The sequence below is a fragment of the Bordetella sp. 15P40C-2 genome (assembly GCF_009763235.1).
Lineage (GTDB): Bacteria > Pseudomonadota > Gammaproteobacteria > Burkholderiales > Burkholderiaceae_B > Bordetella_A.
On sequence record NZ_WSJA01000014.1, the window covers coordinates 1 to 12,436 of the forward strand.

Genomic DNA, 12,436 nt, shown 5'->3' on the forward strand with positions numbered 1-12,436 from the left:
TGACCCATCTGGACTCCAATTTCCACACGCGGCGCCGCCGCGCCTGAGCGGTCCTTCAAAAACAAACCCCCGGCAAAAACCAGGGGTTTATCAACAGCCTGAGGGAGCGATCAGCTCCCTTTTTTATTCCGCATCCACGCGGCATCAACGATCCTGACGACTTAGCCTCGTCCGACGAAGGGCATGTTTGTCGCCATGATCGTCATGTTCTGCACATTGGCATCCAACGGCAGTTTCGCCATTGCCACCACGGCCTGCGCCACGTGAGCCACATCCATCCGCGGCTCGACGCGTCGTTCGCCATTGGCCTGCAGCACGCCGTTTTCCATGCGCTGAGTCATTTCCGTGGCGGCATTGCCGATGTCGATCTGGCCGCACGCGATGCGATACGCCCGGCAATCCAGCGAAATCGATTTCGTCAGGCCGGAAACCGCATGCTTGGTCGCCGTATAGGCCACCGACAGCGGACGCGGCGCATGGGCAGAGATGGAGCCGTTATTAATAATGCGACCGCCGCCAGGCTGCTGCGCCTTCATCAGGCGGATCGCAGCTTGCGCGCACAAGAACATACCCGTGAGGTTCACGTCCACGATCTCTCGCCACAAATCCACGGGCACATCCTCGATCGGCAACGCTGGCATATTCCGTCCGGCATTATTGAACAGGACATCCAAGCGCCCGAACGAGCGTTGCAACTCATCGAACAAGGCGCGTACGGACTGCTCGTCGCTGACATCCGTGGGCACGACGAGCGCCCGAATACCGTCCTCACCGGCTGCCGTGCGGGTTTGTTCTAGCGCCTCGCGTCTGCGACCAGCCAAGACTACCCGGTAGCCCTGCGCCAAAAACTCCAACGCCACCGCGCGTCCGATTCCACTGCCCGCCCCGGTAACCAACGCCACCGGCGAAACGATCGCCTCGTTATCGTGCATCTTTTTATATCTCCTTTAAGGGGGTAGCCCGGTAATCTCTTTGAATGGTTGTCGCGGATACCGCTACCGTTGCAACAACCCGCGCCGCACGCCGGGATCCCAACGGCGCTCTAGGATCCAAGAGCTCGCGGATACAACTCCTATAATAGTGTGAATTTGTTATGCTTCGCGTCTCTCGCACGCCACTCCCCTTTTATGTCTAAACGCTCCGGCAACGTGTTCATGGTGGTCGCTCCCAGCGGCGCCGGCAAATCCAGCCTTGTAAAAGCCCTGCTGGATCAAGACCGCTCACTGGTTTTGTCCATTTCCTGCACCACCCGCGAGCCACGCCCGGGCGAAGTGGATGGACGCGAATACCGGTTCATCAGCAAAGCAGAGTTCGAGACCCTGCGCGAAGAACAAGCCTTGTTGGAATGGGCGGAAGTTCATGGCAACTTTTACGGCACGCCGCGCGACCTGATTGACCGCGCCACGGCCGAAGGTCGCGACGTACTGCTCGAAATCGACTGGCAAGGCGCGCGTCAGGTGCGGCAACGCTTTCCCGATGCGATTGGCATATTCATCCTGCCACCCTCTATCGAGGAACTCGAGCATCGCTTAAAGGCGCGCGGCCAAGATGCGCCGCAGGTCATCGCGCGGCGCCTGCTGGCCGCCGGAGGCGAGATCGCCCATGCGCCGGAATGCGAATATGTTATTATTAATCAAGAATTTAGCGTAGCCTTGGCGGAGCTGATCCAAGTCATCAGCGCCGCCCGGCTACGTTTTTCGTCTCAGGCCGTACGCCACGCCGCACTATTTGCGCAGCTGGGCATTTCGGCCGATCATTGAGGCGTTCCCTTTCACAGCCCGTTCCAGGTGTAATTCATGGCTCGCATTACTGTCGAAGACTGTCTGAATCAAATCCCCAATCGCTTCAAGCTGACGCTGACGGCCACCTACCGCGCCCGTGAACTGGCCCAGGGCCATGCCCCGCGCGTTGACAGCAAAGACAAGCCCACGGTCACCGCGCTGCGCGAAATCGCCGCCGGCCATACCGGCCTGGAAATGCTCCGTAAAGTTCCGACCTGATCCGGATCAGGGGGCAGCAACATGGCTTTTCCCCGGCTGAAGTACGCGTCGTCCGGCCTGCTGGCAGCGTTGCGGGCAGGCTCGCGCCTGGGACGCCGGGACAAGAAAAACGCGCCAGTCCAGCTGTCCAAGACCACCAGCGATGTCAGTCTGGCGGATACCCCCGCCTCTCCCGTTGCATCGCTGGCGCCGCTGACAGAAATCATCGGTGGCTATCTCGATCAAAAAGACGTCGAACGCGTCCGGGAAGCCTACCGCTTCGCCGATCAAGCGCACCTGGGCCAATTCCGGGCTAGCGGCGCGCCTTATATCTCGCACCCTATCGCGGTCACGGAAATCTGCGCCGGCTGGAAGCTTGACGCGAATGCCCTGTCGGCCGCCCTGCTTCACGACGTTATCGAAGACCAAGGCGTCGCCAAGCACGAACTGGCCGAGAAATTTGGCACCCAGGTAGCCGAACTGGTCGACGGTTTGTCGAAGTTGGATCGCCTGGACTTCGCCACCAAGGCCGAACAACAAGCCGAGAGTTTCCGCAAAATGCTGCTGGCGATGGCGCGCGATGTGCGCGTCATCTTGATCAAGCTCGCCGATCGCCTGCACAACATGCGCACGCTGGATGCGGTCAGCTCCGAGAAGCGTCGTCGCGTCGCGCGTGAAACCCTGGAGATCTACGCCCCGATCGCGCACCGCCTGGGCCTGAATGTTCTCTTTCGCGAGCTGCAAGATCTGTGCTTTGCGGCGATGTATCCCAATCGCTACCAGGTCTTGTACAAGGCGGTGCTCGCCGCTCGCGGCAATCGTCGTGAAGTCATCGGCAAGATCAGCGATGCCGTGCGCGCCGCCCTACCGGCTGCCGGTATCGAGGCCGAGGTCTCTGGCCGCGAAAAAACCCTGTTCGGCATCTATACCAAGATGGTCGAACAGAAAAAATCCTTTTCCGAGGTGCTGGACATCTACGGATTTCGGGTGATTGTGCATACGCTGCCGGAGTGTTATCTGGCCCTCGGTACCCTGCATCAGCTTTATCGCCCGGTCCCTGGCAAATTCAAGGACTACATCGCGATTCCCAAGGTCAACGGCTATCAGTCGTTGCACACGACGCTGGTCGGCCCCTATGGCACGCCCGTGGAGTTTCAGCTGCGCACGCGCGACATGCATCACATCGCCGAAGAAGGCGTCGCGTCGCATTGGTTGTACAAGGGCACCGACGTCACCCTGAACGATTTGCAGAAGCGTACGCACCAGTGGCTGCAATCGCTATTGGATATTCAGAGCCAGACCGGCGATTCCGGCGAATTCCTGGAACACGTCAAGGTCGATCTGTTTCCCGATGCAGTGTACGTTTTCACGCCGCGCGGCAAGATCATTTCCCTGCCCCGTGGTGCCACGCCGGTGGATTTCGCCTATGCGATACACACGGACATTGGCAATCAGGCGGTCGCCTCCAAGGTCAATAGCGAGTTTGTGCCGCTGCGCACCGAGCTCAGTAGCGGTGACGTGGTCGAAATCATCACCTCGCCCGCCTCGCGCCCGAATGCACAGTGGCTGAATTACGTGCGTACCGGCCGCGCACGGTCAGAAATCCGACATTATTTGCGTACCGTCCGCTACGAAGAATCGGTCGCGTTCGGCGAGCGACTGCTCGCGCAGGCGCTGCAGGAATTACACCTTACTCTGCCCGCCTCGGATGATCCTATGTGGCAGAAACTCGCGCGTAGTACAGGCGCGAGTTCGCGTGACGAAATTCTCGCCGATATCGGCTTGGGCAAGCGCCTGGCGGCCGTGGTCGCACGGCGTTTCGCGCCAGAGCATCAGCTGGTGGCAACGACGGCCGCGGCCGTCGACGAAATCACGTCGGCCCGCAGCGCCCCGATTCTTATCCAGGGCAACGAAGGCGAAGCCGTTCAGCTTGCGTCCTGCTGCGGTCCGTTGCCGGGAGACCCCATCGTCGCCGGCATGCGCCTCGGTCAAGGGCTGGTGGTGCACACCGCTGACTGTCCGACCGCGACGCGGCTTCGTGCGCGCGAGCCCGAGCGTTGGGTCAACGTCGCCTGGGATGCACAAACGGCGAAGCACCTGTCGACGCGACTGGATGTCATCACGCGCAATGAACGCGGTGTATTAGGCCGTATTGCCGCGGAAGTCACCGCCGCGGATGCAAACATCGTACAGATCACCATGCACGACGATGCCATTTCAACGGTCTCGCTGCATTTGACGATCCAGGTAGACAGCCGCAAGCATCTGGCACAGGTCATTCGCGCGATTCGCCACGTGCCGCACATCCAGAAGATCGTGCGGGTCAAGAGCTAAATCCTCTATGCGTCATGGCTCGCGCAGGGCGCTTGTTCCTGTCATGGCGTAGATACGACGGCGCTGACACTACCAAACCGTAGCCCCGACGCCGCGTCCGATTTTCATCGACTGATCGCTCGTATCTCATCCACTGCAATCGGCTGCCCTATGCTGTACGAACACGGGCTAGGTAGCCCGTTTCGGCCCGCATCGTATGTGAGCAATTCGCAAAACGGAGCCTGCACGACTGGCCACCGCGGTGTCCGACATGTCAATGGACTGATTTCGATCGGGGGATAAGGATGCACGACCTAACTAAGTACCAAATTGGCCATATTGCTGGCGGCATTCCGGTCATGGCGACGATGGCGACCACGGATTTGGATACGGACGCACAACCGCCATTTGTTGGCAGCGTGAGCCGACAAACAGGCATTACTGGCAATTTTGTGACTCGCGCGCTCGGTGCGCTGTCAGAGGGTATCCATCTAACGCAACACCCTATGCTGGGAGCGGGTTTCGCTGCGCTCATATGCGCGGTGGAGTTCCTTTCCCACGAAGGGATGCCCAGCCTGCACCACCGACCACAATGGACCGTCGAAGAGGCACAGTAAGCTCGGGCGGGACCATTCAACATTCGGTGTCTTTACCGTTTGTCTGATTCTAAGGCGAAAACGCACCCCGCCTTTCGTCCGATTTTCCTCCTCGGCTACCCTCGTCGCCAGCCGTTCGAGCCCCGCGCAGATGGCGCAACTCGAGAAGACAACACCGTCTTCGGCTACGACATCCTGGCTTGTCGACTTAGATAAATGGAGCAATGATGCGCGAACTTTCTTTATATGGTTTGGACTCCGTTGGCGGTGGTCGAGACGACGCCCTGGCCGTGCAGGTGCTGGCCACCGCCGCGACGGTAGGTGTATGGTCCTCCTGGACCGACCGAACAAACACCGAGGCGCTTTTCACAGCGATCAAACGATCCTGGATCCCGACGGCCATCGTCGATGTTGTCTGCGCCAAGGCATTCCCTGACCCATCGATAGACGGCCCGCTAGGCCCGATCAACGCCAACTACAACCGGTGGGCTTGCGCCATACTCAGCGGCACCGTTCAAAGCTTCTTTCATTTCGGTGTGAACCCGTTGGCCGAGCTGGGCACTGCCAACTAACGTTTTGCATAAGGAGACACAAATGCGCGAACTCGCTCTGTCAACCATGCCAGCTGTTTCCGGCGGCCTGGATTCCACCACCGGCGCCGCCATGATTGCTGGCACCTTATCCCGAGCGCTTGCCTATACAGTAACTTCCAGTGTGACTGGCGGCTCCTGCACGCTCGAAGGGCTCAAGCCATCATGGACCAAAGGCTGGATTGTCCCAGGCATCGCCGACGTATTCTTCGATAGCGACACCTATGAATCACGGCTCCCCGTAGCGTTCTTGTACGGCACACTGGCGGGATTCACGGACGCCCTAGAGCAGCGGGCGCAGGCGGCAACAGTCGCCAAGCGCGATTGATTCAGGGACGCAGAGCAATTGCAGCAGGCTTCAGAAAACCGTAGTAGCTACAAGCAGTGAAGCACCGCTGCCGTTAAAAGACGGTGTATCGCGTACATGTCGAGTGCGGCTACAGGCGCCCTGCCGCACTCGACACGCCACCTTAATAACGGAACGTCGCGGTCAGGTTACCCCCGTTCTCCTTATATCCCGCCCGGCCCTGATTGTGAAACAGTGCCAGGTTCAGCAAAAGATTTTTGTCGATTTCGCCCTCGACACCCAGCTTGACTTGCGCCACATCGCGCGCGTGCGAGAGTGTCGTGGTGACACCATCATCGTGAGCCTTGTAGGCCTTGTTGGTGTGCAACCAGTTGAGTTCAACATGAGGCGTGAAGGTCGAGTTTGATGTGCCTGCAAAGTTGGCCGCGGCCCGGACTCCAAGCACTGTTTGCAATCTCGGGCTATTGCTTACAGACACGCGTCTTGCGTCCCCGCTGTCAAAGCCCCGTGCGCGAACATTCTGATAGATCAGTTGTGCGTGTGGCTGCAACTTGTACTTAACATTGCCGCGCTCCGCGAGCATCGCGTCATAGCCGACTTCCAGCCCAGCGGTCAGCCCTTTGGCTTTGTACTTGTCGGCCGCGAGTTGATCTGTCTTGATCCGGTTGTCGAAAACGTTCCAGAGTAACCAGCTATCGATGTAGGCGCCGCGATCTTGACGACGGCCGTTTTCATAGTAGGTCCCATAAGCACCGAAGCTATAGCCGTTCACCGTGCCTGAACTAGAAGGCTTGTTCCGGTTAGAAGTGGTTTTGCCGTGATAGTGACCATACCCGCCCATAATGCCCAAGACGATTTGATCGCCACGCCGACCCGCTTCGTTGAAAAGATCGACGCCAAGCATGACGGCATTTTTGTCGCCTTTGTGGTGCAGTTGACCGGAAGCGTCGTTAAAGCGACTGTGGGAACCGCTATAGCGGATCCATGCATTGCCATGCGTGTTCCCAGCGCTCATATCGCCAGGTTGATAGTTGGCCAGTCGCTCTTGCAGCGACAACTGGAACATGGTGTTGGCCGCCAACAGATTGCTCGCAAATGCGCCGGCCCTGGGCGAATGTATCGGCATGGTGGCGATTGACGGCGGAGCATGGACCGGCGTGGTCTCCGTCCCCGGCATCACGGCGGACGGGGATTCGGCAGCGGATTCAGGATTTGATTCTTGAGATGCTTCTTCGGGGTTATCCGGCGGAGTTTCTTCGACCGGCGGTTCCTGCGTTAACGGGTGGGTTTCCTTATTTGGGGCAGCCTTGGCATTGGGATTCATTTCTTTCTGAGACGATTGCTCCGCATCCTCCGCACCCTCTTCTGGCTCGCCTTGACCATTTGACTGCTTGGCGGACACTGCCGGCGACGCGTTTGAATCTTGATGCTGCCCAGGCGCGCTCGCTGTTCGCTTCTCAGTGCTTGCCTCTACCGTAGCCCGAGCGGCAGATTCGGCGTAATCGGTTAAATGAACAATCTCTTGTCCAGTTGTCTTCAACGTCGTTAGGGCATCCTTGATCTCGTCCCCAAGCGACGTTTCGCTAATCACGGCTACGACATATGATGCTTCGCTGGCAGCGAGTGGCTTGGCGGCGTCTTCGAGTGCGACTGACGTACGGTCTATAAGCTTGGCGGCTTCTCCTGCCACGCGTACCGCGTCTGCCAACTCTGGCCCTACCGGGGCTATGACCTTTATAAGGTCTTCACTCTCTCGTCCCGCAAAGGCCTTCACTTCCTCCTCGGATTGATCTGCCAGAGCAGTCAAGGCGACCCCGGTTTTCAGGGCGTCGGCCACCTCGGACACCAGACTGGTCGCAAGGAGCACCTCCGCAATATCTGATGTTTGTTGTTGCGCGAAGGCCTTCGCTGCGGTTTCCATCTCATCTGTTTGCCGCACGAGCCATCGCACCGTTCCATCACATACGCCCACTGCGTCTTGGAGCTCGGGCATGAGGGGTTTCAAGATAGTTTTGACAGCGGTCGGCAATTCCTCAACCGGTGACCAAGGAACGGGCGGTGAGCTGGATCGATCCGACTTGGGAGACATCGCATTCAACCCTGGTTTTTGTGGCTGCCGCTGCGATTCGCCCAACGCATGCGATACGCTAGGAACGGCCAGGGACGCCAGTAATACGCATGAAACCCACGACGGATTCCTACGGTGCCGCATGTGCTCGGTAGCCATCTGGTCACCCTGCGCACACCCAATAAACTTGGTCATCATCCTATCCTCACTTAGTACAACGGTGTAGATCAGTCATCGAGCGAAGTATTGGGCCACAGTCCGCAAACCCGCCGCGGAAGATTCCATGTCCTCGCGGAAAACAGGACCTATGCACATGTGAGGACGCTCGACGCCGCAGCCTCCGATAACACGCGATCTGCGTATCGGTGCCTGACTGAAGTCTTATTTTTGGGGAGAAGACTCGCTTTTATTCGTGCTGTTCACCACGGAGATTAGGCTTGGATCCGCTCGCCATCGTGTCTGGTGATGGCAGCGTTTCCGCATCCCTTGGATGCATTCAATCGATAAATGCTTTAAAGCACGGAGATATGATGCGTGAACTGACTTTGCACGATCTGACCGACATTGGCGGTGGGAACGTGGTGAATGGTGCGTTTGTAAATTCGGTGGCCGCTGTGATTCGAGGAGTTTTGGGAAGCGCGAGCACCGATCTGAGTTTAGGTAGCGCCATTGATTCCGCCCAGAGAGGGTGGGTCCTGACGACGGCGATCGATTATGGCTGCATGAATTTGGCTCAGGCGGGTGGAGGGGGAAATGAGCACTACATCCGCTTGACATGTGGCACTTTGTCCGCCCTATTACAGAGCTACGCCCGCTGGCCCATCGCAAATAGCGCTCAAGCGTAGACAAGCGCGCTGGTTGCCGAATTAATCGTAATAAAGCTGGAGAACTAAATGCGTGAAGTTTCAACAAATGAATTGTCGATGGTCGGCGGCGCGTTCACCGCTACGGAAGTGGGCTGCACACTCGCGGCGGGCATCGTGGGTCAAGGGGCAGGCTACCTCGTCGCTGAATTATGGGATAGCGGCTTCAAGAGGTTTCCCTCCAGCGAATCATTGCACTCCGCCCTGACAGGCTGGGTTGCCCCGCTGGCAGTAAGCCTTGCTTACTACCAAGAAGATATTTACCAATCTCGCGGCCCATTGAGTGTAGGCATCGGCTTCCTGGCTGGCATCGCACACCATCGGGCGAAGCATAAGGCTGTCGAGCCTCAGGCGACTGCATAACGCTACTAACTAGTGCCTTGCACCCGCGCGTCCCCCCACCGGCGCGCGGCCGCCAGCAGGTCATCAACATGCACCATCATCTCCCGCGCTCTGTACATAGATTGATATTGCTGCATGACCGGCTGCCAACGAGGCGCATACAATACCTGCTGCCAGACTGGCTGCAAGGCGTCGGCACATGGCTTCTCTCCATCTTGCAAGCGGGCCGCAAAGGTAAGGCTGTCCTCACACGAAAGAAGCTGCATACGGCTACCAGGGCTTAACAATCCAGCAAGGGGCTCGATCTGGGAATCAGAGCAATAAAGCACGCCGCACGACGCCTCGGCCTGACACGTAGGCCATCCGGCGAGCGATGCACCATGGATACTGACTTCGCCTTCGTTTGTCATGCACGCATAGTGGACGTCCCGGCCCGCACTAGCCAAAGCCTGTAACCCACGCATCAAACGCGGCAAGTCCCCCGTGGCTGCGTCCGCCGAGGCTTTCGCTTCGATCAACAGGCAAAGGTCATAAGGCGAAGCCTCACTCGCGGACGCCGAACGCCTGAGTAGCACGACGTCCCACTCGCCCTTGGCATGATCTGTCGCCATCGGCAATATCGCAGGGGAACGTAGCGAGGTGACAACGCGATAGACGTTATGGTGATCGCACAATGCTTCGAGACGCGCCGCCAGATACTTCAGAGCATGTGCAGCGCGCAGCTCTACGGCATCGCCTCGTTGACGCGCTTGAGCCCCTTGCTCTCGCGCGTACGCACTGCCCGCAAGCGGACCCTGACGCGCTCGCAATGCCCGATACTTCATTACGTCGGTATGATTTTGGAGGACCGACAGACGCTGCAACCGTGAAAGTGCGCCTGTACTCAGCAGCCGTTTCAAGGACGCCGTAAAAACAAGATCACCGCGGATCGGTTCCGGTTGCACTATCGCCTGCGCTTCGTCAGCGAGCTTGTCCCAAGCTTCTGCGGCATACTGCTGATACATCCGCTCGGCGACTTCACGGACCGGCCCAACGGGCATCCGTAGCACCTTCTGCGGATGCGCGATGGCGTTGATGTTCGCGGTAACCGCGCGCCGGTCGTCGTTCTGCCCAGCTGAAAGCAAGACATACTCATTTACCGCCGCGCATTGCCGTTGCAAGAGCAACGCCTGAAAGGCCGGATCACCATGAACAGGGTGCGCCGCCTTTTCGATGAGAAGCGCTAATGCCTCGCAGAATTCGACGCTTAAGTCTTCGGACGGGCTCTCCTGGGCTTCGATGGCTTCGCGCGCGCGCTCGATTGCAACAGCGATTCGATTGGCCGGCGTCGCGGGGACCGCGCCATTAGCTGAAACCTGCTCCTGTATGGCCGGGTGCGCCGCTGCAATTAAAGAGGGGCGCGCCGGTATGCGATAGCGCCGTTCCACGGTTCGCAGCACCTGCTCGAGAATCGGGCACTGTCCTGACATACCGAGTAACCCCTCACAACGCGCCCAAACATCTTGCGCACAAACGATTATTCAAACCTAAATGATCGTGCCCGCCTGAGATTGAGCCGATCAACTCAACGCAAAACGCATCATCCGTCCAGCGCCACCCCGAGATCCAAGCTCATCAATTTCTCGGCATACAAAGTGCCGTTAATCAGCAACGCATCCGGTTCCTCACCATACACCTGAAAGCCCAGCCGCTCATATAAGCGCAATGCGCGAGTGTTCGAACCCGTCAATGTCAGCGTAATGCGCTGGATGCCATCAAGCTTGCGCGTCTGCTCGATCGCCATGGTCAGCATAGTTTCCGCCGCGCCGCTGCCGCGCAAGTCCGGATCCATGTAGACGCCCCAGAACGTCACTTTATGCGCGGTTTTACGCGCGTGGTTGCGGAATGCGCCGACTGTCCCCATGAGCTCGCCATCGAGAAACGCGCCCACAATGAACGCGTCTTCGTCCGGCCCGATACGCGATGCCCATTGGGCATCCGACAGCGCCGCCTCGTCTGCCACGCTGGCATGGAAGCACTCGGGTGAGTTGGTCAGCATGACCTCGCGCAACCGGCGCATAGGGGTTATGTCCTCGCGGGTCAAAAGACGGAATTGAGGCTGGCGCTTAGTGATTTGGGGACCTGACGTCATGACAATAAAGTTTAGAAACAAGAAGTTCGGCCAACATACCAGATCTCGCAGCTCGCGGGCGCTCAGGGACGCAGATGTCAGCATCAGGAGCGTCTGAATTCGCACACTCTCGCTACTTAGGAATTACCCCTATGTGGCGCATTCCAGGGACTTGTAGGCGGTCCAGACCCGTAGAATTGCATCGCACAAGGCAAAAGCCTCGAATTTTCATGATGTTTCCGTGTTTCGTACCGGCCGCATCGTTACTCTAAGTCAAGAAGGATCGTTCTCATGAAAAAGACCCTCTCCCTGCTGGCCGCCAGCTTCGCGCTGGCCTTTAGCGCCAGCGCTACGGCACAGACCAAATGGGATCTGCCCACGGCATACCCCTCCAGCAATTTCCACGTGGAAAACCTGAACCAGTTTGCCAAGGACGTCGATACGCTGTCCAACGGCAAGCTCAAAATCGTCGTCCACAACAATGCCTCACTCTACAAGGCCCCGGAAATCAAGCGTGCCGTGCAGGGCAATCAAGCCCAGATCGGTGAAATCCTCCTGACCAACTTCGCCAACGAAGACCCGATCTACGCTTTGGATGGCCTGCCCTTCCTGGCCACGGGTTACGACGCTTCGTTCAAGCTCTACCAAGCCCAGAAATCGTTTTTGGAAAAGAAGCTGGCTTCGCAAGGCATGACGCTGCTGTATGCCGTGGCATGGCCCGCCCAAGGCATTTTCGCCAACCGCGACCTCAAGACCGTGGATGATCTGAAAGGCCTGAAGTGGCGCGCTTACAGCCCGGTGACGGCGAAGATCGCCGAACTGGTGGGCGCGCAACCGGTCACGGTGCAAGCGGCCGAATTGTCGCAGGCGATGGCTACTGGCGTGATCGATTCGTATATGTCCTCGGCCTCCACCGGCTACGACACCAAGACGTACGAGTACATCAAGAAGTGGTATGACAATCAAGCATGGCTGCCCAAGAACGCCGTGATTGTGAACAAGCGCGCCTTTGACGCCTTGGATCCGGCCACGCAGGAAGCCCTGAAAAAGGCGGGCGCTCAGGCCGAGGAACGCGGCTGGAAGCTGTCCCAGGAAAAAGGCGAGTGGTACAAGCAGGAGCTCACGAAGAACGGAATGGCCATCGTCAAGCCGACTGCTGCACTTCAAGAAGGCCTGAGCAAGGTTGGTCAGGTCATGATCGACGAATGGGTCAAGCGTGCCGGAGACGATGGCAAAGCCATCATCGATTCCTATCGCAAGATGTAATC

Annotated in this window: 13 protein-coding genes; 9 read left to right on the forward strand and 4 right to left on the reverse strand. The window is 58.3% G+C overall.

What is annotated here, in order from left to right:
* Positions 1 to 161: 161 nt before the first annotated feature.
* A complete protein-coding gene (locus GOQ25_RS05600; RefSeq protein ID WP_160349473.1) occupies positions 162 to 932 on the reverse strand; it encodes an SDR family oxidoreductase in 771 nt (256 codons plus the stop codon).
* A gap of 195 nt (positions 933 to 1,127) precedes the next feature.
* Here GOQ25_RS05600 and gmk point away from each other — a divergent pair, with 195 nt between their 5' ends.
* From gmk to GOQ25_RS05630, 6 genes are all read left to right on the forward strand, one after another.
* Positions 1,128 to 1,760, forward strand: a complete 633-nt coding sequence (gene gmk / locus GOQ25_RS05605; protein WP_160349474.1) for a guanylate kinase — start codon at positions 1,128 to 1,130, stop codon at positions 1,758 to 1,760.
* A gap of 36 nt (positions 1,761 to 1,796) precedes the next feature.
* Complete coding sequence (rpoZ, locus tag GOQ25_RS05610) at positions 1,797 to 2,000, forward strand: DNA-directed RNA polymerase subunit omega (protein WP_160349475.1); 204 nt, start codon at positions 1,797 to 1,799, stop codon at positions 1,998 to 2,000.
* 21 nt (positions 2,001 to 2,021) lie between these two features.
* The gene (locus GOQ25_RS05615) at positions 2,022 to 4,313 is read left to right on the forward strand and encodes a bifunctional (p)ppGpp synthetase/guanosine-3',5'-bis(diphosphate) 3'-pyrophosphohydrolase (RefSeq protein WP_160349476.1); all 2,292 of its coding nucleotides are present in this window, start codon (positions 2,022 to 2,024) and stop codon (positions 4,311 to 4,313) included.
* 284 nt (positions 4,314 to 4,597) lie between these two features.
* Positions 4,598 to 4,909: a hypothetical protein gene (locus tag GOQ25_RS05620; RefSeq protein ID WP_160349477.1), complete on the forward strand. Its 312-nt coding sequence runs from the start codon at positions 4,598 to 4,600 to the stop codon at positions 4,907 to 4,909.
* 203 nt (positions 4,910 to 5,112) lie between these two features.
* On the forward strand, positions 5,113 to 5,460 hold the full coding sequence (locus GOQ25_RS05625) for a hypothetical protein (protein WP_160349478.1): 348 nt from the start codon (positions 5,113 to 5,115) through the stop codon (positions 5,458 to 5,460).
* A 22-nt stretch (positions 5,461 to 5,482) separates the two neighbouring features.
* On the forward strand, positions 5,483 to 5,806 hold the full coding sequence (locus GOQ25_RS05630) for a hypothetical protein (RefSeq protein ID WP_160349479.1): 324 nt from the start codon (positions 5,483 to 5,485) through the stop codon (positions 5,804 to 5,806).
* A gap of 142 nt (positions 5,807 to 5,948) precedes the next feature.
* Here GOQ25_RS05630 and GOQ25_RS05635 read toward each other — a convergent pair whose 3' ends face one another.
* A complete protein-coding gene (locus tag GOQ25_RS05635; protein ID WP_160349480.1) occupies positions 5,949 to 8,051 on the reverse strand; it encodes an autotransporter outer membrane beta-barrel domain-containing protein in 2,103 nt (700 codons plus the stop codon).
* Positions 8,052 to 8,290: 239 nt separating this feature from the next.
* Between GOQ25_RS05635 and GOQ25_RS05640 the strand changes: the two genes are divergently transcribed.
* Both GOQ25_RS05640 and GOQ25_RS05645 read left to right on the forward strand, forming a co-directional pair.
* Positions 8,291 to 8,698, forward strand: a complete 408-nt coding sequence (locus tag GOQ25_RS05640) for a hypothetical protein (protein ID WP_160349481.1) — start codon at positions 8,291 to 8,293, stop codon at positions 8,696 to 8,698.
* A gap of 48 nt (positions 8,699 to 8,746) precedes the next feature.
* Positions 8,747 to 9,079, forward strand: coding sequence for a hypothetical protein (locus GOQ25_RS05645; RefSeq protein WP_160349482.1), 333 nt, complete (start codon positions 8,747 to 8,749; stop codon positions 9,077 to 9,079).
* A 5-nt stretch (positions 9,080 to 9,084) separates the two neighbouring features.
* On the opposite strand, the gene GOQ25_RS05650 is transcribed toward GOQ25_RS05645, so the two are convergent.
* On the reverse strand, positions 9,085 to 10,485 hold the full coding sequence (locus GOQ25_RS05650; RefSeq protein ID WP_160349483.1) for a 3-deoxy-D-arabino-heptulosonate 7-phosphate synthase: 1,401 nt from the start codon (positions 10,483 to 10,485) through the stop codon (positions 9,085 to 9,087).
* A gap of 152 nt (positions 10,486 to 10,637) precedes the next feature.
* Positions 10,638 to 11,273, reverse strand: coding sequence for an N-acetyltransferase family protein (locus tag GOQ25_RS05655; protein ID WP_370519893.1), 636 nt, complete (start codon positions 11,271 to 11,273; stop codon positions 10,638 to 10,640).
* 186 nt (positions 11,274 to 11,459) lie between these two features.
* On the opposite strand from GOQ25_RS05655, the gene GOQ25_RS05660 reads away from it, so the two are divergent.
* Positions 11,460 to 12,434, forward strand: coding sequence for a TRAP transporter substrate-binding protein (locus GOQ25_RS05660; protein ID WP_160349485.1), 975 nt, complete (start codon positions 11,460 to 11,462; stop codon positions 12,432 to 12,434).
* The last annotated feature ends 2 nt before the right edge of the window (positions 12,435 to 12,436 follow it).

Excerpts from the sequence above, each read along its gene's own strand:
- GOQ25_RS05600 (WP_160349473.1), bottom strand. The coding sequence starts at position 932 with ATGCACGATAACGAGGCGATCGTTTCGCCGGTGGCGTTGGTTACCGGG.
- gmk (WP_160349474.1), top strand. The coding sequence starts at position 1,128 with ATGTCTAAACGCTCCGGCAACGTGTTCATGGTGGTCGCTCCCAGCGGC.
- rpoZ (WP_160349475.1), top strand. The coding sequence starts at position 1,797 with ATGGCTCGCATTACTGTCGAAGACTGTCTGAATCAAATCCCCAATCGC.
- GOQ25_RS05615 (WP_160349476.1), top strand. The coding sequence starts at position 2,022 with ATGGCTTTTCCCCGGCTGAAGTACGCGTCGTCCGGCCTGCTGGCAGCG.
- GOQ25_RS05620 (WP_160349477.1), top strand. The coding sequence starts at position 4,598 with ATGCACGACCTAACTAAGTACCAAATTGGCCATATTGCTGGCGGCATT.
- GOQ25_RS05625 (WP_160349478.1), top strand. The coding sequence starts at position 5,113 with ATGATGCGCGAACTTTCTTTATATGGTTTGGACTCCGTTGGCGGTGGT.
- GOQ25_RS05630 (WP_160349479.1), top strand. The coding sequence starts at position 5,483 with ATGCGCGAACTCGCTCTGTCAACCATGCCAGCTGTTTCCGGCGGCCTG.
- GOQ25_RS05635 (WP_160349480.1), bottom strand. The coding sequence starts at position 8,051 with ATGATGACCAAGTTTATTGGGTGTGCGCAGGGTGACCAGATGGCTACC.
- GOQ25_RS05645 (WP_160349482.1), top strand. The coding sequence starts at position 8,747 with ATGCGTGAAGTTTCAACAAATGAATTGTCGATGGTCGGCGGCGCGTTC.
- GOQ25_RS05655 (WP_370519893.1), bottom strand. The coding sequence starts at position 11,273 with ATGCTGACATCTGCGTCCCTGAGCGCCCGCGAGCTGCGAGATCTGGTA.
- GOQ25_RS05660 (WP_160349485.1), top strand. The coding sequence starts at position 11,460 with ATGAAAAAGACCCTCTCCCTGCTGGCCGCCAGCTTCGCGCTGGCCTTT.